This is a genomic window from Paenibacillus sp. OSY-SE (assembly GCF_000283315.1).
Classification (GTDB): Bacteria; Bacillota; Bacilli; order Paenibacillales; family Paenibacillaceae; genus Paenibacillus_B; species Paenibacillus_B profundus.
The window spans coordinates 99,756-125,014 of record NZ_ALKF01000203.1 but is presented as its reverse complement, the minus strand read 5'-3'; the positions used below and the strand labels follow the sequence as shown (position 1 = coordinate 125,014).

The following is a 25,259-nucleotide window of genomic DNA, read 5'->3' as shown; positions in this document are numbered from 1 at the left end:
TCCTTGCTCGCAACGGCAGCTCCGTAGTGCGGACCGCCGGAGCTGGACTGGACTACGGGGAGCCACGGCAAGATGACATCCCGCAAGCTTGCTTAGCGGCTGGAAGTGTCGGAACGGACTATATTTCGCGATATGGAGGCATTAAGCGCGGCGGAATGCCTGTCTATACCAATCGAGACTCCACTGGTGGATGGGCATCGCAAAGCTCGACGGGTAAGGCGGAAGCGATCCTCGCAAGGTACGACAGGCTGTAGACGCATGTTAGTCATCTATGCTTGAGCCGTCATTGGGAAGCGGATTCCAGCCGGAAGAGATACATGGTCTGTCTTCACGAACAGTGTATCCGGTTGATCCCATTCGTATGATAAAGGACGGATATCATCGAAGTCCGGGGTAAAGTGGAAGATGACCCTGTATTCCCCCTCAGCGGCGAAATGATCGGCCAAATGATGAAGCCACTCATCCAATGAGAGCTTCCGCTCGGCAACGACATCGTACACATGGAGATCTTGTTCTCTGCGTTCCGCAATGACGACGGCATCGCAGTCGTCTATATAATAAATGTGATCACTAAAAATATTCATGCAGTACCACAGCAATATTGACTCTGCGTGAACCACTCCGCAGCGGCGGGACACCGGGATGCGAGCCGCTGCCTTCTGCACGATTAACTCCCACTCGGCAGCCTCGTCGATATTCAGCTTGCGTGCCGCGTTCCGGCCTGTCTTACCAAGCAAATAACGCACGTAATAAGAAGTTTCCCGCATTGGAGCGAATCCGAACTTGGGATAAAATTGCAGCACATCTGGATTCGCGAATAAATAGATGAAATCATACTCCTGCTCATGGTCGGACAATATTTTCTCCAACAGCTGCCTTGACAACCCGAGATTACGGGCATCTGGATGGGTCATGACCGTACCGATCTGGAGCGCCTTGTACGGCATGCCCTCCAACATATAATCCATATGGGTCACGGAAGCATTGGCAACGATGTCGAGCCCGTCATGGAAGGAGTAACAGACATAGCGATCATCCCAGCAGCCTCTCGCATACCATGCTTCAAAATCAATGCCGAACACGGAATGCGCCAATCGGTTGAAGCTCCGTCTATATTCCGTAATATGTTTATAATTATGAATAAAGGTGTACTGACTCATTTTAAGCTTCTCCTCATCAGTATAATAGATTGCAGATTCATTCCGAACGCTTCCACAGAATCGGTGACAAATCGGTTCAACCCCATAAAACCCTTTGTCTCGTCTTGCATTGGATTTTGTACAGCGGAACAACATACATTTCGCTATTGCGGTAAGATCCGTTGGATTTTGTACAGCGGAACGGCACTCGTTCGGCAGTAGGTGCTGAAAAATAGCCAGATCCACTGGACAAAATGCAGTCTGCATGCTGTTAAACCACACAATCCGCACATTTCACTGTACGTTTTCCAACGGAGCTTGCTTTCACCTCGGAAAACAATGCGATTCAACTTGTATAACTAAAAACAAGCTTACTTACTTTGAATATCTTTCAGCAAGAAATGAAAGAAAATCTCCGAATTCTTGAGAACCAGTGCTATCACTTAGTTATTGCATGCTCATCAAGCGCACCTGTAAAGAAGCTTCTTCCAAGTACAGTAAAAGAAGAAACCATTTAGACTGCCCTTAGCGCTTATAATGCTCTATCATCTGAACGAGCCTGTCAGTCGAGCCGATCGCATCAGAAGACAGCATATTGTTCACATAATCGTTCCGCTTCTCGTGCAGATCGTTGATTTTATGTACAAAAGCTTCCGTCCGTAATTCGGCATCATCCAGCACCTCGCAAAATCCCCGATCAGCAAAAGACCTCGCATTCAATATTTGATCGCCCCGGCTCGAGCCTTTCGGCAGCGGCACCAGCAGCATCGGTTTCCGCAAAGACAAGAACTCGAAGATGGAGTTGGAACCCGCACGGGATATGATCACGTCAGCCATGGCCATAAGATGCGGCAGCTCTTCATTCACGAATTCGAATTGCTTATAGCCTGCATCATTAATCGAATCGTCCAATTGTCCCTTGCCGGAAATATGCACGACGTGGAATTTCTTCAGCAATGCGGGCAGGTTGTCTCTGACAGCCTGATTGACACTCTTCGCGCCTAAGCTGCCGCCCATAATGAACAGCACAGGCTTCCCCTTAGCAAAGCGACAAATCGCACGGCCTGTGCCTGCATCGCCCTCTAACAACTCCTCTCGGACGATGGCGCCTACATATTCCGCCTTTTCGATCGTAACATGCTCACATGTCTCTGGGAACGTTGTACAGACTTTAGTCGAGAACGGTATGGCGATACGATTCGCCAAGCCGGGAGTGATATCCGATTCGTGGATGATGACAGGCACCTTGCGCATCCGGCCCGCAACTACGACCGGAACGGAGACGAATCCTCCCTTCGAGAAGATGACATTAGGCTTAAGCTGCTTCATTTTTGCGTACGCTTCGAAGGAGCCCTTTACTACCTTGAAGGGATCTTTGACATTGTTCCAGTCCGCATAGCGTCTCAGCTTGCCGGTTGAGATAGCGTGATATTGCACCTGTTCGAACGTTGAGATGATCTGCTTCTCAATCCCGTCAATCGAGCCGAAGTAATGAATGTCCCAGTTTCCGTCCAGCAGCTTTGGTATGAGCGCAGCATTGACAGTGACATGGCCAGCAGAACCTCCTCCGGTCAACACAATGGTCTTTTTCATAGTTGCTTATCACCAACCTGTAACTTGTTGTCCGTCTATGTAATAATGGATGTGCTGTTGATATACCTTGTTCATCCGTATTTCTTTAGGATAATGCTGAGGCTGGATGCTCTCCAACAAGTCGGTGCTAATATTGATCGTGGAAGCGTTCGATATCGACTTCGATGCGAAGTGCCTGACACAAATGAATAAAGGATTCCTCCACATACGGTTTATCTTCTTCATCGTATTCCACAAAGTCCCAGAATGGCAAGTAGAATGAATATTCTATCATCATGATAACCTCATTCTTTTTTTGTTGATTTCGTCGTTTCTCCAGCTGTAGTCAGCAGATTACCGAAAAGGCTGGGAAAGAGCAGGCTCCGTGTCACCCACGAGATGTCTGCTCTTCCCTCTTTATGATAACTATGAATCAAGCCGAACGGATCCTGAGCCCTATTTTCGCAGCAACTTTGATTTTTTGAACAATAAATCCTCGAAGACCGGTCTTTGTACGGTACTTATATCCTTAATTTCAATTTGTTCCAACGCTTGAAATTGCAATGATAATGACTCATTGCTATTGTCTTGGTACATCAACGTTTTTCCGTCATCAGCAAGCTTCCCGTTTAGATCCACTTGGGCGTTGAAGAGGAACATGACGAACACGACTTCATTGCCGTCCGGATATGTATATTGCATGCGTTCCCCGCTGTATATCGAGTACAGCTCGTGTTGCTCCACGAAGAGGCCTGTTTCCTCGTAAATTTCCCGAATCATCGTCTCTTCAATCGCTTCTCCTGGCTCCATCCCGCCTCCAGGAAGCCCCCAATTCCCATAATCCGAGCGCTTTTGCATCAGAATCCTGCCTCGATGATCACGAATGATGGCCCCTGCAGTCACGATGATTTTGCTTTTTTTCAATGCTTCCACCCTTTATTCTATGTAATAATAGCCCTATGTTCCCATATTCAAATCATTCAACACGTCCAGCAAAACGCTGGCATATTATTGGACAGTCACTCGATTGAATCTCAGCTCTCGCAATAATTCGTCCCGCTGCTCCACTTCATTCGAAATCCGTTCACTTTCGGCGTGCACAATCCGTCCGTTGCGGAAGTCGCAAAAATGCTCGTAGCAATGATCATCTTTCAAGAGCAAAGGTAAAAAATGAACGATATTCGTAGCGACGCCGACGTTATCTCGATGTATAATCCAGTCTATATCCTTCCAGTCTAGTATGCCTTCTTCCGTCTTCAATGGAGTTGCGTATTCAAAATGGTCATCAACCTCTGCAAAGTATAAGTACATTCCGCCTGCTCTGGTCTGCTCCACGGTCCAGGTCACGACGCCCTTGAAGCGGAGTTCTTCGCCCAACTGAATGCCTGTCTCCTCCTTCACTTCACGAAGAATTGATTCTCTCGCTGTCTCGCCTGGTTCCAATTTTCCGCCGACACCGTTCCATGCCCCCATCCACGCTGGGGCTTCGCGGTTCAAGAGCAGGATGTCGTTCTTTCTTTTAATAAAGCATATCGTATATGTAAGCATGATGTTCACCTATCTACCCAAAATATAGTATTTTTCAGAGCATCTCTGCCCGTGACATCTATCAGCTGTTTCTCTTGAAGAAAGTCCAGCTCCCATTGCTCTGACCACGGAACCAGTAACACTTGATTAAGCGGCAGTCCCAACATGCTGCGAATCCTCCTCCCTTCAAATCATATGCTTTTTTCAGAACGTTTACAAATAAAGCCAACTTAAAAAAGCCGCATTTCAGCGACTTTCCGAAGCTTTCCAAAATTAAAAATAAACCTTATAAAGCTTCAACATATTGTTTAGCTTCTTTCAATGAAAGGCCAAACATTCTTCTCGCCTCTTTGATTGCTTCAATCTTCTTGCCTTCCGTTACAAGGAAACGCAATTCATTGTTAACTGGATGTTCAGGCACTCCAATCTGGTTCCCGATCTGTTCTAAAGTGAACTTCATGCTTCTCACCTGAGCCTGCAAGTTATTCACTTTCTCTGTAATCAGTATAATGATAAACAACAATAAAATAATGACCATGTATTCCATATATTACCTCTGGTGGATTATATTCGTTACTCATACGGGACGCATCCGATATAAGTAAATGTGAGTGAATCCCGCACCGCTTGCTTCACTTTGCCATGATACATCATCGCGGCATCCTCTTTGTCCTATTTTTCTGCCATTTCAATATAGTATACCTGATATGATTTCCAAAGAGAAAGTCCTAGCTAAATTCCCGCTTCAAGATAGAAAAGAGAACTGCATCGACGAATTGCCCTTTTTCATAGAAGCATTCCCGCAGCAATCCTTCTTCGCTTAGTCCGGCCTTCTCCAGCAATTTACGTGACGAGATATTGCCGGGATCGATAAATGCCTCAATACGATGAAGTGCCATTTCTTCAAATCCGTATTTCATCACTTGTAGAATCGCTTCCGTCATGATGCCTTGCCGCCAATATTCAGGGGTCAATTCATAGCCGATTTCTGCTTTGCGATCCTCTTTGAACCAATTGTGGAAGCCGCAAGTGCCAATAATGACATCTTCGGGCTTGTATGTGATTCCCCAGCGAATGCCTTGCTGCTCTTCATATCTCCGATTCCAGTTCGCTATCAGCTCTTCAGCCTGCCGCACTTCGACGAAGCTTTCCAGATCATAATACTGCGTAACTTCATCCTGTGAAAAGTAATGATAAAGCTCTTTTGCATCCTCTGCTCTTAATTGTCTTAACCTCAAACGGTCCGTTTCCAATACAGGGAACGATTTCATATAAATTTCCTCCTAATCATTCATCTTCTCGTTCTTTTCGATTTCCATAGCCTATTCGTTGACATGTCTGCTTATAATCATCTGGAATGTCTGGATGAACCGTTCCATATCCTCATCAGTGCCTATGGACACTCTCAAATAGTTATCGATTCGGGGTTGAGCAAAATACCGCACCAATATCCCTTCAGCCCTCAGTTCCTCTAACAGCTGCTTCGCCGGAACGGCCGGGTGGGTGATGAACACGAAGTTAGCCTTGGAATCCAACACCTTGCATCCCAGCTCCCGCAGCTGTGTCATCGTCATTTCCCGCGTCCGGATCACTTTCTGCGTCGCCTCTTGGAAATAATCTTCGTCTTGAAATGCCGCGATCGCTCCAGATAACGCCAACCGATCGAGCGTATAGGAGTTGAACGAATTTTTGACGCGCTCCAATCCTTCAATCAGTTCTTCGCTGCCCAACGCAATTCCGACCCGCAGCCCTGCCAATGAACGGGACTTGGACAAGGTCTGAATGACCAGCAGATTCGGATACTCGGCGACGAGCCTCACCGCGGATTCCCCGCCGAAATCGATATAGGCTTCATCAATAATAACGGCACGTTCTAAGTTGTTCTCCAATACCGAACGGATAAAGTCGACCGGCACTGCTTTCGCCGTAGGGGCATTAGGGTTGGGAATGATGACTCCGCCGTTAGCCGCATGGAACGGTTCCATAGGGATATTAAACTCATCGTCAAGCGGGACTGTCTGATAGGATAGCCCATACAAATTTGCATACACTTTATAGAAGCTGTACGTAATATCCGGGAACAAGATAGGCTCACCGGGGTTAAAGAAGGCAACAAAGGAGAAAGCCAATATTTCATCCGAACCATTCCCGATAAACACTTGACGTTCAGATAGTCCGCAGTAATCTGCAACGGTTCTTCTCAAATTATCACACGTCGGATCGGGATACAGTCGCAGATCTGCATTGACCGCCCCTGTTATCGCTTCTAGAACTTTTGGAGATGGCGGATACGGGTTCTCATTCGTATTTAACTTTATATATTTCTTATCCCTTGGCTGTTCTCCCGGCACATATGGCACGAGTCTTGCCGTAATGCCGCTCCAATATTTACTCATGCGCCAGACCTTCCTCCCGATGTAACTCGATAACCTTCAACCTCTATTTCGCAGACCTTGCAAGATCTTCTTCTGCACGCCGTTCAAATATTCCTGCTATCATTATTCCAATTCCAGCTTTATGACGCGCAACATTTCATATCTGATGATGGAACTAAAGGGCGAAATCATCATCCAATAACGGGAAAACATCTTTTTCGCCTTCTGATTGGTGCCGTACATTCTCGTTACCGTAATCACTTGTTGAATGTCATCCCCACATAGTGACTCGATATAGAAATTCATAGCTATTTTCATGAAATTTGGCTCACGAAACGCAATAAATTCATCAGGTGTCATAGATAAGACATTTCCATTCCACTTCCACGGCTGTCCGATGAGTCCGATAATAATTTCGTCCTCAGTCTCCTCTAATACGACCAGCCCGTCCTCGATTAATTTCTCCAAGGTTAACAATTGGTTCGGCACTCCGCGCATCGTGAACAAGATTCTCATCAACCACGATTTATTAAAATTCACATCATGCAAGAGCGAGAGAATTTGCCGTTTGCTGCCATGTATCTGCTTGCTGTTCGCCATGGAATAATCGAATTCAGGAACATACTTATCAATTAACATCAAGGATATCACCCCCACTGTGAGGTTGTTTTCCGATGCGGAAATCAGCCGTTCATTTTTTTGCTATGGACTCTCCACAATGGGGAGAACAGGAGGACTGATAGTGTTCAGTTGCCCTACAATTGGAGCGTCATCACTTACTTAATATGGGCGGTACAGTTGTACAATTCGCATTCCCAGGCTGCATCGACTTTTCTCAGCTTGGTGAAGGAAATGTTCTGTAAGACGCCTTCACACGTAAAATGCGAACTCATACCGCCAAGGATAGCGCGGATCAGAGCGCCGTGGCTAACGATTAATATGTTCTTACCCACATGCTTTGCTGCCAACTCATTGATGCAGTCCATCCCTCTCCGCAGTCCTTCTTCATTTGACTCCAGACCCAAGTCCAGCTGCCGCCAATCCACGCCCCATTTTTCGATCCGCTCGGCCTCGGTCGTGCCTTCGATTTGGCCTCCGCCCATTTCACGCAGACGAACATCGAAGCGTAGCTCCACATTTGTGCTTTCCTTAATGATTTCAGCCGTTTGCTTCGCTCTACGTAAATCGCTCGTATAGATAATGTCCCATTGTTCGGTCATCAATCTCGCTGCCAGCTGTTTCGCTTGCGCCATGCCTTCCTCGTTAAGGGAAATATCCGAATTGCCCTGGGCTCTGCCTTCTTTATTCCAATCTGTGCTGCCATGTCGAATAATACCAATCGTTGTTACCATGTCGTTGTCGCTCACCTTTCTGCTTGTAAATGGACGAAGGACCGTGTATGGCGGCCCTTCATACAGCGATGCTGTTTAGATTTCGTGAAATCACGTTAATTCACAAATTCCTGTATCCTTTTCCCGTGTTCAAATCGTTCGGTATAACTATTTTTCGTATATTGCCCTATGACATCTATCCAGAAGGCCTGTGCCGATTTGTTGTTCTCCAGCTGACATACTTCCCAATTACCCTGAAACGAATCAAAAGTGTATATTGCAGCTTGTCGTCCCAATCCTGATCTCCGATATTTCTTCATAATAAAAAACTCTGCGATCGAGTAATAATCCTTATCGGGTGAACGGACTAAGCGTACAAGAACAAATCCAATATATTTGCCTTCAAATTGGATGCAAAACGGAACTCTTCCTTCTTCACTCCAATAAGACTCTAGGTAAGGGTAATCATCAAACTGTCCGGATTCATTGACATCGCAACGAACATATTCCGAAAAATCATAAAAATAGTACTGCATCAAATTTTTAAGGATGTGTTTCTCTTCTATTTTCATTTTTTGAATAACCAAACTCATCACATGCTCATCCTTACTCTATTTAATAGGTTTACCTCTATTTGTAGTTATCGGGATTATCATCCATTTAGTTAATATACGTTAGAAAATAATGTAATGTTGCACTTATCTAAAAAGATCATGCTATTACTGCATCGACAGCCCCTGAAAAATTTCACTATATGCCGGTTCGTGTCTCATTGACAGGAAAAAAGCTCTTTTAGATATCGATAACTCAAAGGAACGCCGACTTCCTTCGCGGTTCTTACGAGTGTTCTCATTAGATTCATCTCTCTTCTTGATATATGTACTCAATCCAATGACTCATATGAACGCATCATCCCCCTTTAGTTCCTGATAGTTACTTATGCCACCGAACACGCATGATCAATGCCTATACTGTCTATTTATTATGGAATACACGGCCTGTTCTCACAAGTAATTTTTTCCTTACAGCTCTATTTCCATGATACAATACAGATGAAGGGTGGAATAGAATGTTAGTTACTATTAATCGGGAACGCTTTGACACACTGGACCCCGATGAGCTCGGCTGGGCTTGCATCGGACCGATTCTATTGCAAGTTCGCGGGAAAAATTCCGACATAAAGTCCCAGGTCTACGCCAAGCTGACTCCCGGACAACAGGCATTATTCATGTTCCGGGTGCTCCACGATCATGCACGGAACAGTGCGGCCGAATATTATTGCTGGATTTCTTATTTGTTGGAGGATGTGCCAACTTGGAGCGAAATCAAGCACGGATTGCTATATATCGGAGAGGAAGCATTGCTTCATCATTTGGAGGAGACTGAGCGGTATCTGGTGGAACGAAGTCGGCAGAACGGTGCTCCTTTCTCGCACGCTGCGTTACGGGATATTGAGGATGATACGGAACTTCGCACATTCATTTCCTTCAGGTACGAGCAATTTCTGGATCTCGTTCCACATGCACACGTGCGAATGTGCTCCTATGTCCGGACACATACGGATGAATTTGTGTTATTCGAATGATAAAAGAGGGCCGTTGAGTCGGTCCTCTTTCCTTGTATAGATGCTGATGCCCAACATGTAAGAGTCCGGAGCATTAGCGTATTTCTCCTTTCATATTAGCTTCTGACGAAACGTCATTCATGCCACATCCTTTAAGCGATGTTTAATCTCATTCATCACGATGCTTCGCCTGCTGAATCTCGCTGCGCAGCTGCCGGACTTCATTCTGCAGTTCATCGAGCTTCTGAACTAGCTTAGAGCGATTGATTCCATAGCTAATCGCTGCGACTAGCAGAAAGAAAACAAGACCCCAGACGAGAAGCAGCATAATTACACCGGCTGGATTTACGATATCCATAGTCCCCCTCCTCTTCGTTCATACTGGTCCATCACTTTAGAAGCGCAAAAATGAATATTGCTACGAACAGAAACGGAATGCATGAAAGGAAGGCAACATAAATCCATCGGTTACGAGATTGTCGATCTTCATCCGTGCTGGAGCGGTCATTCGCTCTCAACCGATCCCCGCTTATAAAGGCGCCGGACAATAAAGCCCCAATCCCCAGCAAAATAACGCCGATCCATGCATTTATTTCCGCAGTCAATGCCCAACCACCGATTGCATAGGTGATGAGTGATAGAAACAGGCATGTCAGCACGGCAATTCCAAAGTAATTCATAAGCCCGCCCTCCTGCAGGACCTATATATCCCGTATCGATGTAGGATGCATCCCTCAAAACCGGTTCATATGTGTGACTATAGGCGTTAAGACAATGTCAAAGTGCACCTATTTCCTAATTTTTCATAGACATTATATCACAATTCAACATATGTAATCATGTACATTTCTATAATATTGACGCTCTGACATTAGTATTAGAAGAGCTGACGCTTTATGAAGTATCGTGTATGCCCACAAAAAAGACATCAAGCTCCATTCGCTTGATGTCTAAAAGCGCTTCTATTTTAACGGTTACTTACGAGAATTGCGCATCGCGGGCAGCAGCTTCACGCTCCCGTCATCCGTCTGCAGAAATCGTTGGTACTCCACAGATTCCATGCCGTAGATGGCGATTTTTCCTTCTGCATCATAATGAATGCCCCAGCCGAATTTCTTCGGAAGCATGGATGCTCTCAGGCACGGATGTGGCTTGCTGAACAACTCTGCACGGAGTTCTTCCCCTCGCAGGCGGATAACCTGAGCGTCAATTCCCTTATGTCTGATTTGCACTTCGAATAAAAGATCCTCATGTGTATAGTGATAGGGATGCTGCGAGAGCAGCTCGTACTGGAGAACATGAATCGGTTTCGTTGCTTTTTTGGATTCAGGCACGGTGCTGCTCGTGACCGGGCAATCCGATGCAACTCGAATGAACGTATCGGTATAGCTCATAGTCTCTTTCCTCCCAACCACTTGTTAAAAAACGATTCAATCGTTAAAACGATACTCCCAAAACGGTTCCCTGCTGTACTTCTCACGGAATATCGGGTCATCCAATGTGCCTTTGCCCAGCAAATGCTGCACTTGCGATTGATGCGCATGTATGGCATGAATTTTCTGCTCCACATACTCGCTGACATCATGAACTGAGTCCGGCTGTCCCAGAAGCTTCTCCCGGCCTGTTGCGATAGCAATGCAATGGACTGCAGGCCGCTTGTGCGCCGGTATGCGCTTCACTGCGCGAATAACGGCAGCACCGGTCGCATCATGATCGGGATGGACGCTATACCCTGGGTAAAAGGTATAAATGAGAGAAGGCTCCAACTCCGAAATCAACCTCTCGATTCTGTCGGCGAGCTTCTCTTGGTCTTCAAACTCGATCGTTTTATCATGATATCCCCACATGCGCACATCCTGGATGCCGATTCGGCGGCAGGCCTCTTCCAGCTCCTGCTTGCGAATAATCGGCAGGGTCACCCGATTCGCGAACGGAGGGTTGCCCATGTTCCGCCCCATCTCCCCCAATGTCAAGCAGACATAAGTTACAGGCGTGCCATTATGAATATGTCTGGCTAAAGTACCCGCAATGATCCCTTCATCATCCGGATGCGGCAGCAAGACGACAATATGACGTTGTCTTTCCATGTGAAGTCCCTTCTTCCCTGTCCTATTAAAATGGTTCAACACTTAACTGCAGACTGACAATCAGTCTGCCTTGCTGATCATGACCTGCCATAATGAGCCGATTCGGCTCGTTCTCGTCCCAGTGTGTCAAGCCTTCTGCATACACCCATCCCTCTGGTGTCTTGAGTCCGACCCGATAGGGGCCTTGACCTGCAATCGTACCGTATGAATAGCGGATGACCGCATTGCTGATGAAGGCGGAAGCTGTAATCTTGGACTTGTCGCGATGAGACGCATAAGCCCCTGTCGTCATTTCGAGATGGAGATATAAGGGGCGGTCCTGCAATGTCTGTAGAACACGCTGCACACTTTCTGATTGTATCAACTGCATGATTCATTCCCCCAAGACATGGAATAGCCCCTTGCCAATAGCATAGGCACAAGGGGCTCTCATATTTATTGCTTTGCCGAATCTGCATCGACTATGCATTAATTTGCACCAATTGATTTCAGTTTACCTGAAAATCAGTGAGATGGAAAGCGGTCTTTGCAAACTGGAACGATTATGCTTGATTGGTTACGCGTTAAACAAAGGGGCTCATTTCATGATACGCCATTATACCTCGGCATTCGCACTCTTCTTCTGCTCTGCTTCTTGATAAGCTTCTTTGTTTGGGCGTATACATAAGACAAGTCCTAGCAGATACACAACTGCTCCAAAACCGTACGCTGCAGGGAAGCCTCCCAACCTTTCAATCAGCCAACCCGCAGCTCCGGGACCCAGCATTTGCCCGACCGCATAGAACACGGATATGAACCCGATCGCTACCGATACGTACTTCGGACTGACCTGCTGTGACGCTTTTACCTGAATTAAAGCAATCAATCCTCCCAATGTAGAACCCCATATGGCGGCAGAGATGAAGAAACTAACGGCATTCGGAAGCAGAATCGGAATGATATCTCCTGCCGCCGCACAGGCCAGCGCAATCACGAGCGCTTTATTTACACCGATGCGATCCGATACGATTCCCCAGATGGGGCCGCCGACAATGGAACAGATGCCGGCTGCGGCAAAGGCTGTTCCTGCAGTCGCATCGGAGTAGCCGTGGGCCTTCATATAACCCGTTTGATATAAATTGGGGACCAGATAGGCGACCCCTATCGCAAAATAAAGCCATGCGATTTTCATTAAAGGTTTGTTGCGGAGCCACTTTGGCTTTTCTTGTTCTTGACCGGCGCTGTGGCCAGCAGCTTGCAGGTTGCTCAGAACGAACATCGCAATGAGAACGACCGCTAACGAAATGATGCCGAAGCAGATCCATACGGCTCGCCAGCCCAGATCGGGAAATTGCCGGATAAGGAGGGGGACGAGGACACCGCTCATAAGCATTCCGATCCCGGCTCCACTCAGCAGCAATCCCAATACTGCGCCTCTTTTGTCAGGGAACCACCCGATTGTGAGTGACATTAACGGAGTAAATACGAGCGCACTTCCTGCGCCGGTAATAATCATGAACAAGGAAGCCCATACGAACGAGGGCGCGCCAGCCAGCCCGAACAGGCCGATTGTGACCAGCCAGCCTCCTGCTACCAAGACCACCTTCGCTCCCCAACGCACCGCTACGACCCCAGATAGGCCAACCGTTAGCAAATATCCCAAAAACATAAACGTTCCCAGCATTCCAGACTGAGAATAAGATAAGGACAACCCTTCTTGCATATACGGCAGCACCGCGCCCAAGGCAACCCGTGCCAATCCGGTCGTTGCGATGACCAGCAGCATGCCGATACCGACGATGAGCCAAAATTGACCTTGCTCCGGTTCCCTTTGTGACTTCACAGTTGGGGATTTCCCCATTTTCGCTCACCTCTCTTTATGCGCAACTCCAAGCAATTATGACTTCGTCTTCTGCAATATATCGCTTGCGATTTGCTCCAACACAACCTTCTTGCCCAAGGCTGTAAACGCCTCGTTATAATTTTGTCTGCTCGTCATCCGATAGACGTTCCCGCTCTGCACTGCTGTTAATCCTGCCCACAGCTTGCTATCCTCCAACACATTGCTTTCGCTCTCGAACAATAGAATCAGATGATCTGGATTGAGCGACGACAGTCCTTCCAAGCTAGTCACCTTGCCTCCCCAACCATCTGGATCCGGTGTCCCCGGCGCTTTTGGGAGCTTGATATCATTGAAGATCATGTCTGCCACTCCTGTGCTGGAATAAATGCGGATTTCTTTGGGAGTCGCTTCGATAACCGCAAACGTTTCATCCTTAGTTACCGCTGTAATTTGATCATGCAGCTGCTGCGCGCGATCGTCATACTCTTTCATCCATGCTTCCATGCCCTGCTTCTTGTCGAACACCTCCGCTACAAAGGCAAAACGCTCGCGGAAGGCGTTGAAACCGTATGGAACCGCCACGGTCGGAGCGATTTTTTGCAGATCTTCGTACAGTTTATCCTGCGTCGGTCCCGCCAATATCAGATCGGGCTCGGCCGCAGCAACGGCTTCAATGTTCACAGGGGTTTGGAACCAACCGGCAATTTTCAAGTCCCCTTTCAGCTTTTCTTTCAAAATTGGAGTCATTTCAAGCGGATTGGCCATATCCGTATTTCCGGTCAGGATAGGCTGATAGCCCAAAATCAGCAGTTCCTCTGTGGAGCCTGATATATCCGCAATCCGCAGCGGATGCGCAGGGATTTCAACTTCGCCTTTAGTATCCTTCACTACGCGGGTCTGGGGCGTCTGTTCTGCGCCAGCCGCAGCCTGCTTTGTATTTTGGTCCGCTGCATCCGATGAAGCGGCTTCTTTTGCCTCGTTTTGATTGACACTCCCTCCACATCCGAACAACGCAATCGACAAGAGAACAAGTGTTAAAAATACAACCCCTTTTTTGATCTGAAACATACTCCATCTCCCTTTTCATATTGATAATGATTATCATTTGTATAGTTGACATGATACGCTTCCTTATGTGAGGCTACTACCGTCAGACGGATAGGAATACGGTCCAGCGGATTTTTTGCCTAATGGAAAAGAAATAAAAACGCCAGGACCTAATCGTCCTGACGTTGATGAAGATAGTGCGCAGTTGAGATGATCTATTGTCTGCGGAGCAGCTCGGAAGGATTGATTCCGAATTTTTTGCGGAAGGCTTCGGAAAAATGACTCAGATTGGCATAACCAACCTGCCCCGCCGTCTGCGTAACGTTCATTTCTCCACTGAGGAGCAGCTTCATCGCATGCTCCATTCGTTTGTCACGTAAATATCCGAACACGGTCGTGCCGAAATGTTCCTTGAACCCGATCTTCAGCTTGAAATCGTTCAAGCCAACCATGCGGGACAATTCCAAAAGCGACGGAGGGCAATCCATACGCTGCAGCAAAATATGACCGGCTTCGCGGATTTTGTCCAGATCGCTCTTCGAGAGGCGCGCCAAGCTCTTATCCTGCTCTTGCTCGAACAGAAACGTCTGAAAATGGATGCCGAGCAATTCTAGCGCTTTGCCCTCTAAATAGAGCCGCCGCGCCGTATGATGAAACGGACAGTCGAGCATCTGCTGCACAATATACGAGACCTGCGGATCAATGGGCTTTTGAAATTTGCGGAACGCCCGGCTGCCAAGCACTCCTGTAAAATTCCGGCTCCCTCTCGGCTCATCTCCCAAGAATCGGTGGAACAATTGGAGCGGGATGCCCACCGCCACCGAACGCATGGGAGAACGTTCATCGTACTCGAACGCGGCGTCGAACCGCTCCATGAAATGCAAGTAGCAGGTGCCTGCCGATAGCTCATGCCGTTCACCAGACACGCACACTTCACCGGCGCCCTCTAGACAGAAGCTAAGCTCCACCATAGCCGCCTCGGACGAAAACCGAAAGGCGTGATTTGCCGACAAGCGATAATCCGCGTATACGATTTCCATGCCGGAATGCGTCACCAGCCGCTGGATGACCCCGTCACCGATCGGCTCGTGAACCGGAAGCTGTGCGGATGCTTCAGCAATTGGCCGCGATACATGCAGCCCTTGCAAATATTGATTATAAATATCGTGAATGCTTGCGGTATTCATCATGTATAACTCCTGCCCGTAACTCTATGACGTCTTCTTCAATACATTGAGAATTATTCTCAATGTATCCATTATAGAATAAGGTCCGCAAGCAATCAATACTTTGTGTGCCTACAGGCTGCTCATATATCATCGGGCATCAGTTTGATAGATACGGTTTTAAGCCAAAACTGCTTTCTGGAATTATCCCCTTTAAGTAGACACTCAAAAAAAAACTCGTGCTATCATGAGGAACAAAAGTGAACTTGAAGGGATTTTTCTATCGCTAGATAGGGACAAGTGTCTCAACAGTATACCGAAGAATTCAAACTAGTAGCAGTCAAAGTGTATTTAGAAAGGAAAGCCAGCTATAAAACGGCAGCGGAAAAGTTAGGAATCAGAAACTGTACCCAATTAAAGTATGGGTAAGGAAGTGGCAGCATGGAGGAGCGTTCGAAATCCGTAAAGGGGTATCGAATCCTCTTAAGGGACGTCCGCGTATAGCCTTTGACACTGTAGAACAAGAACGGGATTATTTGAAAGCACAGGTCGATTACTTTAAAAAAGCGGTATCCAAATCAAGTAAAGGAGGCACGCTCAGTCCGCAAGACAACTACCAAGTGATTGAAAGAGCTGCGTAATCTCTATGATGTTACGCGTTAGCCATTGTGGGGATGCCTAGGGACAGTTATTACAAGTGGCGAGCGGCACGGTCATTAAGGGCCGAAAGACAAGCATGGGAACACGAGATCAAAGAGCACATGATGGCTATACACTATGCGCACCCCTATTTCGGATATCCTCGTATGATGACAGCTTTATGTGAGGCTTGTTTTCGTGTTAACCATAAAAGAGTATGTCGACTTATGAAGGAATTATCTATCTAGTCCGTCATTCGCAAGTAACGAAAGCGTTCTAGTTCTACGCCTTCCGTTGTGTATCCTAACCGATTGAAGCGTCAATTCCATGCTGTAGGGCCGCAGCAGAAGCTAGTCACCGACATTACTATATCTCCGACGGTACACGTTTTATTACCTGTCTATCGGCGATACAGGATCTATTCAACAATGAAATTGTGGCTTGGCAATTATCCGAGCGAAACGACGTAAAGCTGTTGTTGGATACGATTGAGCAATGGATACTAAAAAGAGAAGTCTCGGAAGCCGTGCTCCATTCAGATCAGGGCTTCCAGTACACGTCAAGCCTACAACTCACGATTGGAAACATTCGGCGTCAAAGGCAACCACTCTCGCAAAGCAACCTGCCTGGATAACGTCTGGTATCGAATCCTTCTTTTCGCATCTCAAAACAGAGAAGTTGTATCTTCACTAGTGTTCGTCAGAAGTTGAGATTCATCAAGCTGTAGAAGAGTATATCTACTTTTATAATTATCAGGGCTTTCAAGCCAAACTTAAACAGCACGTGCCAATTGAGTATCGGCACGCGCTGACTGCATAGCTTTTTTCATCTGTCTACTTGATAGGGGTATGACCAAGTAGACATTGGATTTCTATTTCAATAGTCTACATAAAAAAAATTAGCGGATTAAAAATGGTGGTGCAGCATTACTATGGTAAATATAACTTACTCTTTTTTTATCATTCTCTACCCATGTAACTAAATATTCAGGACGCTTTTTATAATACTGTTCTTCCTCTTTATTAGTTAATTTTTTCGTAAATTCCACTTCGAATAGCCTTTTTCCCACCTGAGATCCTTTTTTGACATCCACTTTCGCATCAGGATATATTGCATATACATTTATATCTGATATATCGGAAAAACTATGAATTTTAAATGTAATCTTAGCTGCATATTCTTTATTATCTTTATTATAATGCTCTTGAATCTCACTCTCTCTTATTTCCGAGATAAATGTAATATAAGAAATTATTCCTATTGACAATATGATTATTAATATTATCGCTATAATTCTGTTTTTTTTCAAAAAAACACCTCATATTAAAGATTTATGGTAGTGTTGATATGCACTGAATCCGTGACAAACGAACTGCTCAAAAACATAAAAAAATGAAGGGAATCTTCCTAATAGCTAGGAAGGTTAAGTTATAAACGTCGACATGCCTGAAGGAAGCACTCACTACCAAAAGGAAACTGCTAATTTCCTACCTCAGAGCATTGATTATACGCCCGTATACAACGCGGAACTTTCTTGTCCTTATGGATGTAGGAGCCCACAGTCTCGAAAACCTGCAAGTCTGTCACTCCAAGAAAGATTCTACTACAGTGAGTCTGCGCAAGACACCAAAAGAAACATGGCTGCGCATCGCCGAAAATAAAGGGACCGCCTGCGAACAACGAGAAATAAAGTTCGAGTATATCGGTGCAATAGAGTTTCAACAGAAAATCTTCGATCGCCCGTTGCGTTATGTGTTCCATGTGATTCATCAAGACTATTGACCCTGATAGACAAATGTTATTGCTTCTGGAAACAAAAGTCAGTGTCTATTGGACATCCCTGCGCTGCGAACCATGGAAAATCACTGGACTCTATCGTGATCATGCCACAAGCGAACAATTCCACAGTAAGATCAAGAGAGATCTCGACCTTTAACGTCTACCAGCAGGCAAGTTCGCTATGAATGATTTGGTGCTTCACACGGGCATGTTCGCTTATTATCCCCTTGCAATATCAGACAAGAAAGCCTACGCAAGAACGACGACCAATCCGTTGAAACGTTGCACGCCGACGCATCCGCACCTACATTAAGAACATCATCTACATTGCAGCCAGATTGGTTCATCATGCTCAGGGACGTATTCAACTTTGAAAGCCATAATCCGTACTTTCCAACACTGCAACATGTATATCAAGCATTTGTTAGGTAGGCTCAAGGATAAACAAAATTTACATATATAACCTTATTGGCTGGGGTGATTTTTATTGTGCTGCTTATTTAGCGTCAAATTATCTGAATAATAATCGGTGTTTTTCAAGATAGTTGTCGCGTCTTCAAAAAATATTGTTACTTAGTATAGCTGTTGGTTTTGGGCATCTTAAATAAGCAAACACAAACCTCTTCTGGATTAAGCCATACTTACTCCTCCAAACTCCAGTTTCGTATGTTACCAAACCAACGATTAGGATTCTTGGCCTTCGCTGCTTCATAAGCCTGTTTTCTGCTTTCAAATATCTCATCCGCTAACCGTTGATGTCTTTGAGTTGGGGTCAGAAATGCAAGCCCACTGTGCCGATGCTCTGTATTGTACCAACGTACAAAGCGAATACCCATGCGCGAACCTTATCCCTTGTTTCAAAGCTTTTCACGGGATAATTAGGTTGGTACCTGCAGGTCCTGAATACGACTCTGCATACGGAGATTATCGTTGCTCACTCGTGGTCTACTTCACCTTGGTCCGCAAGGCGTGGAACAATCTGACTGGGCGGCAAACTCTGGCTGATGGATCGTATCGACTATCTGCTGCCGTTCTAGTTCGCTGAGCTTGTTTGATGGCGATTGTCGCTTGGCATGCGGAAGCTGGTCTTCACTATGGATACCATTACAACGCCATTGTTGCAACGTGCGTTGCGTAATTCCAAGCTCTTTACAAGCTAACTCTTCTCTTGCACCAGCTTCTGTAGCTTCTTGGATCAGTGACATAGCTGATTGACGATCCCAGGCACTGATCATTCATCTTCTTAGCCCCCCAGATCGCTTGGCCTTTTTTCGCAACTTGCTGTGCTAATGGGGTGTTCGTAGAACAAGTGAAAGCCTGGCGGGATGCCTGTATACAAGCCAATGGCGGGGCCGCTGAGCAAGCTTCTAGGCTGCAAAAAGAGCTTCGCCAGAAGGATCGTGAGATGAAGACACTTACTCGTGAACTAAAGTGGAAAGAAGCAGCACTGAATTCAACCAAAAAACTTAGAAAGAATGATGACCCCGAATTATGAATCGGTTAGTCAGATCGCTAGAGATAGCGGTTTATCCGAAGGCTCGTTGTACAAGTGGCAAAAGGAAGCAAGAGCTAATGGACTCGTTATGCCTTGAGGAGAAGAGGAACCGGAAAAATGGAGCACCCGAGATTAGTTCTATATTGTGTTAGAGACGGCTACGCTTAGTGAGATCTAATTTGCTGAGTAACAGTAGGGCTGCCGTCTCGGCTTTTAGTTGAACTCTTTACTATATCTTTCCATCGTACTCCTCCTCGAATTCTCTAATACTCACTATACTTTTGATTGAGGGGTACGACAACTATTCTGACACAGGGGGTGTAGTAATCCCTAGTGGTCACGGTTTCAGGTATGTTCTTGTAATGACTTTAGGATTGTGAATTACATTTTTAACTACTTGCAGATTCTAAAACATATCCCATATATGTGAAATATAAATTAGTAAATGTTTTATCTATAGCATACAAACTATAACCATCCGATGACCTATACTTATGTATGTCTGTATCATTGTCGAAATTAACAAAATCCTTTAACAAATATTCTGTATAGTAATTTCCTATTATGTCGCCGCTACTAGCCGCGGAATTTATCGAATACCCATTTCTCTTCTTATATTTAGAAAGAATTGATGAAAAATAATTTTCATTTTTATTATTATCTAAAGCATAAGATAAAATGTATCCTGTCATTGTTTTTAAATCCACATTTATATCTTTGAGTTTATTTATGTTTATCTTGTTTTGGATGTCTTTTGTTATTTCTAATATATTCATATCAATAGAGATATTATGAAATTTATAAATATCGTATAGATCTACCAAGATAAGTGCTTCTTTTTCAACACTGAGCGATTTAATTTTTTCGATATAATCTGATAATTCAAATTGTTCATTAGGCTCAAATATCGTTTCCTTTTCTAACCAAAAATAAATAGATATCAAGAATGGAATATCATCGAGCTTTAATGATTCTCTTTTCATCTCCTTATCATACATTTTTGCAATAGCTTCTGCTTGCTTTTTTGTTATATTGTAGGCAATTTGTGAGGATAAACTGAGTGCATAGTGAGTATCCTTTAATTTTGGTTCACGTAATAATGGTTTGTGCCATAATAGTTTATCATTTCTCATATCTACCACATAATCTATCAGAGGCATTTTATTATTCTCTAGGTATTTTTCATCCAACACATATAATAACTCATATGTTAAAGAACCATCTGGATATTGATTATATTCAATTTGTTGATTTATTATGCGATTCAGCCTTTTAATAATAGGATTCGGAATTTCGTAATTAATATTTAATTTTTTTGAAATTACTTTATTAACATATAAGCTATCAATATCTCCATTTTTAACATAATCCCAACTACCAAGAATAGTTGAATAGTGATCTTTTAACTCTTTAACCAGTTGCTCATTCACCAAGGTTGTATCCTCTAATTCAAATAAAATCATTGTATAAGAAATCATATTATTTTCTTTGTCTAAACCCGATAAAGATCGATCTATTTGTTTCTTAAGGTAGTCAACTCTTATATTAATGGGGAGGTTAAGTAACTTTTTTGTTCTAATAGATATTAAAGTTGAATCTATTTCATCAAACCCGCCCTCATTATTCTTAATAAACCCATTATCATCACTATTATAATTAATGTAATTCATTATTTCATCTTTTAGTTCATCTGGTATCTCTAATTTTAACCCATCATATATTGATACTATACACCAATAATCATATAGAAGAGGGGATTGGCTTGATACATTTTTTAGGCTATCTCTTAACACCCGTTCAATATCAACTTTATCTTTCTCCGAGAGAGTTAAAGAATGATTTAACATATTTAATGTCCTCAAATTCCATGCTGAACTACTAATATCTATATTATTCTCTAATCTTTTTAATTCGGCATAATCCGAAAAACCTCCAATATTTCCAACTTCAACATATGAATTGTTAACACTCTCACGAATTTTGTTTATCCACGAAATAAGTTCTGAAGAACTAATCCCTCTTTCGGCATTCTCACTAAGAACTTTACTACATCCAGTTAAGAGTACTAAGAAGATTAAAAGCAAATTAATTTTCGAATTTATCTTCATGTAATCCTCCTTAAGTAAAGGCTAGTGGTATCTAATGACCACTAGCCTTTACTTAATCATTAATAATTGAAGGTATGATAGTTCCCGGTTCCTTTCGGTGCAGCCTTTAAATATGATGAGGCACTAGCATAAGCAAATACACCGAATCCCCAATCGTCACCTGAAATTGAGACGGTATAGTTATCACTTACCCAATCACTTTCATGGGTATACTCTTTATAGACTGGAGGCCAATCAGTTGTTAATCCATACAGCCCCATAGTGGTGCTAACCATAGCACTTGCAAAGTTTGGTCTTGTATAGCCTTGAGTAAAATAATCCCACGAGGAATACGTTGGATAATTTGCCCAAACGGTACTTGCGGTAAGAACAACATAATCAAAACCATATCCTGAGTGAAGCCATTCCCTTGTACCACCCTGAATTTCACCACTCAATGCTTGAATACCACTTGGAGTTTGAAGTTCCCCGCTTTGGACCGGCTCTGTTCCTTCTAAACCTAATTCCTTTTGCCTGACTTTATCTTGTTCTAATCGTTTCTCTCTGTTTTTTGCATGAATTTCTTTCATAGCTGAATTAACTTCTGCAAATGACAAATTTTCTCGTGCCGCTACGTATACCCCAGGGGAAGTTTCCTTAATAATATTTCTTTCTCCTTCGGCTGCACTCGCATTAACTAATGGTAATGCAAGTGTTAAAGAAAGAGCAGCAACCATCATCTTTCTTTTCAATGTTATCCCTCCCACGACAATCAGATTCTTGAAAATAGTTGGCCAACCTATCAAGTTCCTAAATTGTAACATTTTAACACAACCTAATCAATTGCTTTTTGATAATATCTGGAAACCCTATTTGAATAATTTGCACTTGCAGGGCCGCATCGGGAAACGAGCGGGGGTAATTAGCGGTAATGCTTTGACCGACCAAATGGTACTCCTTCCTAAGCACTTCACATGAAAATGGAACGACATCTGCTTGCTTCAAGTCCTTCATCCCTTTCTATTCTATTAAAATGGGTCCCTTCTGAGCTTCGTAGCTGTTTCATACAAATAGGCCATCTACAGCAAAGCCGATTCCGAATATGCCGTACCAGAGAATGCGATTCCCATCGGTCGTCCGGATGCATAATATCCCGCTGGCACAGTTACGACGGGATATCCGGCTCTCGCGGACAAATCAGACCCGACATTCTCGGGGTACACTAGCGCATCTAGCTGATATGTGCTCAAAGCATAGTCTATCCCTTGCTCGCGAGCGAGCTTGTTTTGTTCTTTGCTTTCCAGATAAGCTCGTTCTTCTAGCGAACCAGTAATTTGATCGACCCACTCCAATATATTTTGCCCGTATTTCAGGCATGTATCGGGATGCTCGGCATTAAACCTAATCAAATCTGTCAAGCTGTGAACTGGGATATGTTCGGGATGCTGGCAAAGAAACGTATTGATGGCTGCTTTGAATTCGTGGCGCAACACCTCATAATCCCACTTGATGCGGGATGCGGGAATTTCAACATTGCGGATGACTTTAACTCCGATCGATGTCAGTGCTTCAAGCGCTGTTTCAAATAACTGCAACATCTCGGCATCCAGATCGATTAACAAATGTTCGGCAACGCCAACGGTAAACGTTCGACGCTGATCCAGCACGGGAGTGCTGCCATGAGGACACTTCGGATTGATTGTATAGGGATCGGCAGCATCTTCCCCCATTATGATGTCGAGCAGCAACGAGGCATCCCTCACGCTTCTCGTCATAGGTCCAAGCGTATCCTGGCTGATACTTAGCGGAATTACGCCTGAGCGACTGACCAGTCCAACAGTTGGCTTAATGCCGACAAGCGAGTTCTGCGAACACGGACTGATGATGGAGCCGGAAGTCTCGGAGCCAATGGCCGCCATGCCTAAATTCGCCGCTACAGCAACTGCGAACCCTGAGCTTGATCCGCCCACAAAAAAATCACCATATGGATTCTTTACCTGTCCTCCCCGGGAGCTGTATCCTGCCCACATCGTATCAGACATGAAGTTAGTCCATTCTGTCATGTTCGTTTTGCCGAGAATGATGGCTCCGGCTTGTCGCAACTGCGCGACCACATATGCATCTCGGGGAGCGTGCCACTCTGCGAGCGCAAGCGAGCCAGCGCTCGTATGCATCTGGTCTTGGGTGCAAATATTATCTTTCAGTAAAATGGGCACGCCATAGAGTGGAAGATGGCTGAGTTCATCAAATCGTTCGTCCATGGATTGGGCGATTGCAGAGACATCTGGGTTTATTTCCAATACGGAATTCCTATGTTCATCCACATCGTGAATCCGCTTGACATAATGATCTGCCAATTCCGTACATGATTATTGTCGGTTGCGAAGCTGTATCGATAATTCATCGATGGTTAGCTCTTTCAACGGGTGTTCTATTATTTTTTTCATAAATCTACCTCTATCTCCTTCATTTTTAACGGACAGGGCCGGAAGAATCAACTTCAAAATACTATATTCTTCCTCTACAAACAAGAACGTATGTTTGAGAACAGAAGATAAATTGTTCTTCTGAAATTGTAGAGGTGGATTTCCCCCGTACGCATCAAGCTAACCGAAACAAATACCTCCAGAACAAAAAATCCATGCGTTTTTGAAAGAACGATGCTTGTTTTATCGTTTGGGGAATCACCTTGCTTTTGGATTTAATTTGTTCTTTTGTTTGCTATTGACCAGATAAATGCTTATCAAAATCAAAAATAATCCCACTAATAGATTGAAGGTAATAGCTTCATGTAAAAAGGTAATACTTATAATATTTGATATAAGTGGGATAAGAAATGTATAGGACCCTACTTTGCTTGCTTCCCCTGAACCAATAAGTACAAAATAAGTCAACCATCCTAACGCTATAACGAAGATAGATATAAATAGTAGATTTGAAATGAATGTTATATTCCATACGATGTCTGACCAACTCTCAATTGTAGTGCCCGAACCTATTAAAAAAAGACCGCCAATCAAAAGCTGAAGCGACACAACCCAAATCGAATCTACTTGATCGCTTGTTTTTTTCATAAACACGGATCCGAAAGACCAGCTCAATGCAGTACCTAAAGCAAGTAATATACCAATGATTGAAGCATGACCGATTAAACCACCTGCACTTATAATAGCGACACCAGAAAAACCAAGTATCAAACCAATAATTTTTAATGTAAACATGGATTCCCCCAACCACATCCAGGAAAAAATGCCCAGAAGCACAGGTTGAAGAAAAACAATAGCCGAAAAAAGTCCAGCAGGCATATAGATTAGCCCAAAAGTCATAAGACCATAATACAAAATGATATTTAACACGGCAGAAATAAGATATATATGCCAAGTTTCTTTTAAACGCAAATTTTTGTATCGTGGAATAGCAAACATAAGTAGTATAAGACCGCCTATGAAAGTTCTTATACCTGCAAACAGCAGTGGTGGTGCATACAAAAGTCCAATCTTCGTTAATGGCCAGTTCACCCCCCACATAACCACAAGAAATGCGAGGAAAATAAAAGTTTTCTTCTGAGAAAGACGCTTCACTTTATTGCCACTCCCTATTACTATTTTGTTATTTTAAATCACTTTATA

32 protein-coding genes and 1 pseudogene are annotated in these 25,259 nt (G+C 44.3%); 8 read left to right on the top strand and 25 right to left on the bottom strand.

The genetic code is table 11. From position 1 onward, the window contains the following. Positions 1–26 precede the first annotated feature (26 nt). The gene (locus A372_RS37785) at positions 27–254 is read left to right on the top strand and encodes a hypothetical protein (protein ID WP_157259820.1); all 228 of its coding nucleotides are present in this window, start codon (positions 27–29) and stop codon (positions 252–254) included. A 15-nt stretch (positions 255–269) separates the two neighbouring features. Here the strand turns inward: A372_RS37785 and A372_RS0129500 are convergent, their stop codons facing one another. The 11 genes from A372_RS0129500 to A372_RS0129440 form a co-directional block, all read right to left on the bottom strand. Continuing rightward, entirely contained in the window at positions 270–1,160 is an 891-nt protein-coding gene (locus A372_RS0129500; protein ID WP_019424540.1) for a GNAT family N-acetyltransferase, read from the bottom strand. Between the two features lie 504 nt (positions 1,161–1,664). Continuing rightward, the gene (locus A372_RS0129495; RefSeq protein ID WP_019424539.1) at positions 1,665–2,732 is read right to left on the bottom strand and encodes an undecaprenyldiphospho-muramoylpentapeptide beta-N-acetylglucosaminyltransferase; all 1,068 of its coding nucleotides are present in this window, start codon (positions 2,730–2,732) and stop codon (positions 1,665–1,667) included. Between the two features lie 127 nt (positions 2,733–2,859). After that, positions 2,860–3,009, bottom strand: a complete 150-nt coding sequence (locus A372_RS37780; protein ID WP_157259817.1) for a hypothetical protein — start codon at positions 3,007–3,009, stop codon at positions 2,860–2,862. 158 nt (positions 3,010–3,167) lie between these two features. Continuing rightward, positions 3,168–3,635, bottom strand: a complete 468-nt coding sequence (locus A372_RS0129485) for an NUDIX domain-containing protein (RefSeq protein WP_019424537.1) — start codon at positions 3,633–3,635, stop codon at positions 3,168–3,170. Between the two features lie 84 nt (positions 3,636–3,719). Further along, complete coding sequence (locus tag A372_RS0129480; RefSeq protein ID WP_019424536.1) at positions 3,720–4,259, bottom strand: NUDIX hydrolase; 540 nt, start codon at positions 4,257–4,259, stop codon at positions 3,720–3,722. A gap of 265 nt (positions 4,260–4,524) precedes the next feature. Continuing rightward, on the bottom strand, positions 4,525–4,785 hold the full coding sequence (locus A372_RS0129470) for a ribosomal protein L7/L12 (RefSeq protein ID WP_019424534.1): 261 nt from the start codon (positions 4,783–4,785) through the stop codon (positions 4,525–4,527). A gap of 181 nt (positions 4,786–4,966) precedes the next feature. Then, positions 4,967–5,509, bottom strand: coding sequence for a GNAT family N-acetyltransferase (locus tag A372_RS0129460; protein WP_019424533.1), 543 nt, complete (start codon positions 5,507–5,509; stop codon positions 4,967–4,969). A 51-nt stretch (positions 5,510–5,560) separates the two neighbouring features. Beyond that, positions 5,561–6,634 carry a histidinol-phosphate transaminase gene (gene hisC, locus A372_RS0129455; RefSeq protein WP_019424532.1) on the bottom strand — a complete coding sequence of 358 codons (1,074 nt, stop codon included), beginning with the start codon at positions 6,632–6,634 and terminating at the stop codon, positions 5,561–5,563. A 102-nt stretch (positions 6,635–6,736) separates the two neighbouring features. Continuing rightward, a complete protein-coding gene (locus tag A372_RS0129450) occupies positions 6,737–7,255 on the bottom strand; it encodes a hypothetical protein (RefSeq protein WP_157259815.1) in 519 nt (172 codons plus the stop codon). 134 nt (positions 7,256–7,389) lie between these two features. Beyond that, positions 7,390–7,965, bottom strand: coding sequence for a histidine phosphatase family protein (locus A372_RS0129445; protein WP_019424530.1), 576 nt, complete (start codon positions 7,963–7,965; stop codon positions 7,390–7,392). Between the two features lie 95 nt (positions 7,966–8,060). Continuing rightward, positions 8,061–8,537, bottom strand: coding sequence for a GNAT family N-acetyltransferase (locus A372_RS0129440; RefSeq protein ID WP_019424529.1), 477 nt, complete (start codon positions 8,535–8,537; stop codon positions 8,061–8,063). Between the two features lie 476 nt (positions 8,538–9,013). Between A372_RS0129440 and A372_RS0129435 the strand changes: the two genes are divergently transcribed. Further along, positions 9,014–9,529: a hypothetical protein gene (locus A372_RS0129435; RefSeq protein WP_019424528.1), complete on the top strand. Its 516-nt coding sequence runs from the start codon at positions 9,014–9,016 to the stop codon at positions 9,527–9,529. 148 nt (positions 9,530–9,677) lie between these two features. On the opposite strand, the gene A372_RS0129430 is transcribed toward A372_RS0129435, so the two are convergent. The 8 genes from A372_RS0129430 to A372_RS0129395 form a co-directional block, all read right to left on the bottom strand. After that, positions 9,678–9,866, bottom strand: a complete 189-nt coding sequence (locus A372_RS0129430) for a hypothetical protein (protein WP_019424527.1) — start codon at positions 9,864–9,866, stop codon at positions 9,678–9,680. A gap of 31 nt (positions 9,867–9,897) precedes the next feature. Beyond that, positions 9,898–10,188: a DUF5316 family protein gene (locus A372_RS0129425; RefSeq protein WP_019424526.1), complete on the bottom strand. Its 291-nt coding sequence runs from the start codon at positions 10,186–10,188 to the stop codon at positions 9,898–9,900. A 294-nt stretch (positions 10,189–10,482) separates the two neighbouring features. Further along, positions 10,483–10,902, bottom strand: coding sequence for a DUF6157 family protein (locus A372_RS0129420; protein ID WP_019424525.1), 420 nt, complete (start codon positions 10,900–10,902; stop codon positions 10,483–10,485). A gap of 36 nt (positions 10,903–10,938) precedes the next feature. Then, the gene (bshB2, locus tag A372_RS0129415) at positions 10,939–11,595 is read right to left on the bottom strand and encodes a bacillithiol biosynthesis deacetylase BshB2 (RefSeq protein ID WP_019424524.1); all 657 of its coding nucleotides are present in this window, start codon (positions 11,593–11,595) and stop codon (positions 10,939–10,941) included. 25 nt (positions 11,596–11,620) lie between these two features. Next, positions 11,621–11,965 carry a YojF family protein gene (locus tag A372_RS0129410; protein WP_019424523.1) on the bottom strand — a complete coding sequence of 115 codons (345 nt, stop codon included), beginning with the start codon at positions 11,963–11,965 and terminating at the stop codon, positions 11,621–11,623. A gap of 225 nt (positions 11,966–12,190) precedes the next feature. Beyond that, positions 12,191–13,435, bottom strand: a complete 1,245-nt coding sequence (locus tag A372_RS0129405; protein WP_019424522.1) for an MFS transporter — start codon at positions 13,433–13,435, stop codon at positions 12,191–12,193. A 36-nt stretch (positions 13,436–13,471) separates the two neighbouring features. Beyond that, positions 13,472–14,485, bottom strand: coding sequence for an ABC transporter substrate-binding protein (locus A372_RS0129400; protein ID WP_019424521.1), 1,014 nt, complete (start codon positions 14,483–14,485; stop codon positions 13,472–13,474). 194 nt (positions 14,486–14,679) lie between these two features. After that, the gene (locus A372_RS0129395) at positions 14,680–15,651 is read right to left on the bottom strand and encodes a helix-turn-helix transcriptional regulator (RefSeq protein ID WP_019424520.1); all 972 of its coding nucleotides are present in this window, start codon (positions 15,649–15,651) and stop codon (positions 14,680–14,682) included. A gap of 279 nt (positions 15,652–15,930) precedes the next feature. Here A372_RS0129395 and A372_RS39190 point away from each other — a divergent pair, with 279 nt between their 5' ends. The 4 genes and pseudogenes from A372_RS39190 to A372_RS39710 form a co-directional block, all read left to right on the top strand. Next, positions 15,931–16,059: a transposase gene (locus tag A372_RS39190; protein WP_272943486.1), complete on the top strand. Its 129-nt coding sequence runs from the start codon at positions 15,931–15,933 to the stop codon at positions 16,057–16,059. A gap of 245 nt (positions 16,060–16,304) precedes the next feature. After that, positions 16,305–16,517, top strand: a complete 213-nt coding sequence (locus A372_RS39720) for an IS3 family transposase (protein WP_443146855.1) — start codon at positions 16,305–16,307, stop codon at positions 16,515–16,517. A 62-nt stretch (positions 16,518–16,579) separates the two neighbouring features. Continuing rightward, complete coding sequence (locus tag A372_RS39715; RefSeq protein ID WP_443146854.1) at positions 16,580–16,903, top strand: DDE-type integrase/transposase/recombinase; 324 nt, start codon at positions 16,580–16,582, stop codon at positions 16,901–16,903. Between the two features lie 74 nt (positions 16,904–16,977). Then, positions 16,978–17,088 (top strand): annotated as a pseudogene (locus A372_RS39710) (IS3 family transposase); the annotation flags it as partial. A gap of 79 nt (positions 17,089–17,167) precedes the next feature. On the opposite strand, the gene A372_RS0129390 reads toward A372_RS39710, so the two are convergent. Next, positions 17,168–17,578, bottom strand: coding sequence for a hypothetical protein (locus A372_RS0129390; protein WP_019424519.1), 411 nt, complete (start codon positions 17,576–17,578; stop codon positions 17,168–17,170). 299 nt (positions 17,579–17,877) lie between these two features. Between A372_RS0129390 and A372_RS37765 the strand changes: the two genes are divergently transcribed. After that, entirely contained in the window at positions 17,878–18,051 is a 174-nt protein-coding gene (locus tag A372_RS37765; RefSeq protein ID WP_019424518.1) for a hypothetical protein, read from the top strand. Between the two features lie 947 nt (positions 18,052–18,998). Here the strand turns inward: A372_RS37765 and A372_RS0129380 are convergent. Beyond that, entirely contained in the window at positions 18,999–19,283 is a 285-nt protein-coding gene (locus tag A372_RS0129380) for a hypothetical protein (RefSeq protein WP_026011358.1), read from the bottom strand. A gap of 240 nt (positions 19,284–19,523) precedes the next feature. Here A372_RS0129380 and A372_RS39705 point away from each other — a divergent pair, with 240 nt between their 5' ends. Further along, the gene (locus tag A372_RS39705; protein ID WP_083858969.1) at positions 19,524–19,640 is read left to right on the top strand and encodes a transposase; all 117 of its coding nucleotides are present in this window, start codon (positions 19,524–19,526) and stop codon (positions 19,638–19,640) included. A 292-nt stretch (positions 19,641–19,932) separates the two neighbouring features. Here the strand turns inward: A372_RS39705 and A372_RS0129370 are convergent, their stop codons facing one another. From A372_RS0129370 to A372_RS0129350, 4 genes are all read right to left on the bottom strand, one after another. Then, positions 19,933–21,651, bottom strand: coding sequence for a hypothetical protein (locus A372_RS0129370; protein WP_019424516.1), 1,719 nt, complete (start codon positions 21,649–21,651; stop codon positions 19,933–19,935). 59 nt (positions 21,652–21,710) lie between these two features. Then, positions 21,711–22,382 carry a hypothetical protein gene (locus tag A372_RS0129365; protein ID WP_157259809.1) on the bottom strand — a complete coding sequence of 224 codons (672 nt, stop codon included), beginning with the start codon at positions 22,380–22,382 and terminating at the stop codon, positions 21,711–21,713. Positions 22,383–22,709: 327 nt separating this feature from the next. Continuing rightward, complete coding sequence (locus A372_RS35010) at positions 22,710–23,987, bottom strand: amidase family protein (RefSeq protein WP_083858968.1); 1,278 nt, start codon at positions 23,985–23,987, stop codon at positions 22,710–22,712. 327 nt (positions 23,988–24,314) lie between these two features. After that, positions 24,315–25,211, bottom strand: a complete 897-nt coding sequence (locus A372_RS0129350; RefSeq protein ID WP_019424511.1) for a DMT family transporter — start codon at positions 25,209–25,211, stop codon at positions 24,315–24,317. Positions 25,212–25,259 lie beyond the last annotated feature (48 nt).

Bases quoted from the DNA above. Each gene is read 5' to 3' on its own strand.
- A372_RS0129500 (WP_019424540.1), bottom strand. From the start codon at position 1,160: ATGAGTCAGTACACCTTTATTCATAATTATAAACATATTACGGAATAT.
- A372_RS0129495 (WP_019424539.1), bottom strand. From the start codon at position 2,732: ATGAAAAAGACCATTGTGTTGACCGGAGGAGGTTCTGCTGGCCATGTC.
- A372_RS37780 (WP_157259817.1), bottom strand. From the start codon at position 3,009: ATGATGATAGAATATTCATTCTACTTGCCATTCTGGGACTTTGTGGAA.
- A372_RS0129480 (WP_019424536.1), bottom strand. From the start codon at position 4,259: ATGCTTACATATACGATATGCTTTATTAAAAGAAAGAACGACATCCTG.
- A372_RS0129470 (WP_019424534.1), bottom strand. From the start codon at position 4,785: ATGGAATACATGGTCATTATTTTATTGTTGTTTATCATTATACTGATT.
- A372_RS0129460 (WP_019424533.1), bottom strand. From the start codon at position 5,509: ATGAAATCGTTCCCTGTATTGGAAACGGACCGTTTGAGGTTAAGACAA.
- hisC (WP_019424532.1), bottom strand. From the start codon at position 6,634: ATGAGTAAATATTGGAGCGGCATTACGGCAAGACTCGTGCCATATGTG.
- A372_RS0129445 (WP_019424530.1), bottom strand. From the start codon at position 7,965: ATGGTAACAACGATTGGTATTATTCGACATGGCAGCACAGATTGGAAT.
- A372_RS0129440 (WP_019424529.1), bottom strand. From the start codon at position 8,537: ATGAGTTTGGTTATTCAAAAAATGAAAATAGAAGAGAAACACATCCTT.
- A372_RS0129435 (WP_019424528.1), top strand. From the start codon at position 9,014: ATGTTAGTTACTATTAATCGGGAACGCTTTGACACACTGGACCCCGAT.
- A372_RS0129430 (WP_019424527.1), bottom strand. From the start codon at position 9,866: ATGGATATCGTAAATCCAGCCGGTGTAATTATGCTGCTTCTCGTCTGG.
- A372_RS0129425 (WP_019424526.1), bottom strand. From the start codon at position 10,188: ATGAATTACTTTGGAATTGCCGTGCTGACATGCCTGTTTCTATCACTC.
- A372_RS0129420 (WP_019424525.1), bottom strand. From the start codon at position 10,902: ATGAGCTATACCGATACGTTCATTCGAGTTGCATCGGATTGCCCGGTC.
- bshB2 (WP_019424524.1), bottom strand. From the start codon at position 11,595: ATGGAAAGACAACGTCATATTGTCGTCTTGCTGCCGCATCCGGATGAT.
- A372_RS0129410 (WP_019424523.1), bottom strand. From the start codon at position 11,965: ATGCAGTTGATACAATCAGAAAGTGTGCAGCGTGTTCTACAGACATTG.
- A372_RS0129405 (WP_019424522.1), bottom strand. From the start codon at position 13,435: ATGGGGAAATCCCCAACTGTGAAGTCACAAAGGGAACCGGAGCAAGGT.
- A372_RS0129400 (WP_019424521.1), bottom strand. From the start codon at position 14,485: ATGTTTCAGATCAAAAAAGGGGTTGTATTTTTAACACTTGTTCTCTTG.
- A372_RS0129395 (WP_019424520.1), bottom strand. From the start codon at position 15,651: ATGAATACCGCAAGCATTCACGATATTTATAATCAATATTTGCAAGGG.
- A372_RS39720 (WP_443146855.1), top strand. From the start codon at position 16,305: ATGCCTAGGGACAGTTATTACAAGTGGCGAGCGGCACGGTCATTAAGG.
- A372_RS0129380 (WP_026011358.1), bottom strand. From the start codon at position 19,283: ATGATCAGTGCCTGGGATCGTCAATCAGCTATGTCACTGATCCAAGAA.
- A372_RS39705 (WP_083858969.1), top strand. From the start codon at position 19,524: ATGATGACCCCGAATTATGAATCGGTTAGTCAGATCGCTAGAGATAGC.
- A372_RS0129370 (WP_019424516.1), bottom strand. From the start codon at position 21,651: ATGAAGATAAATTCGAAAATTAATTTGCTTTTAATCTTCTTAGTACTC.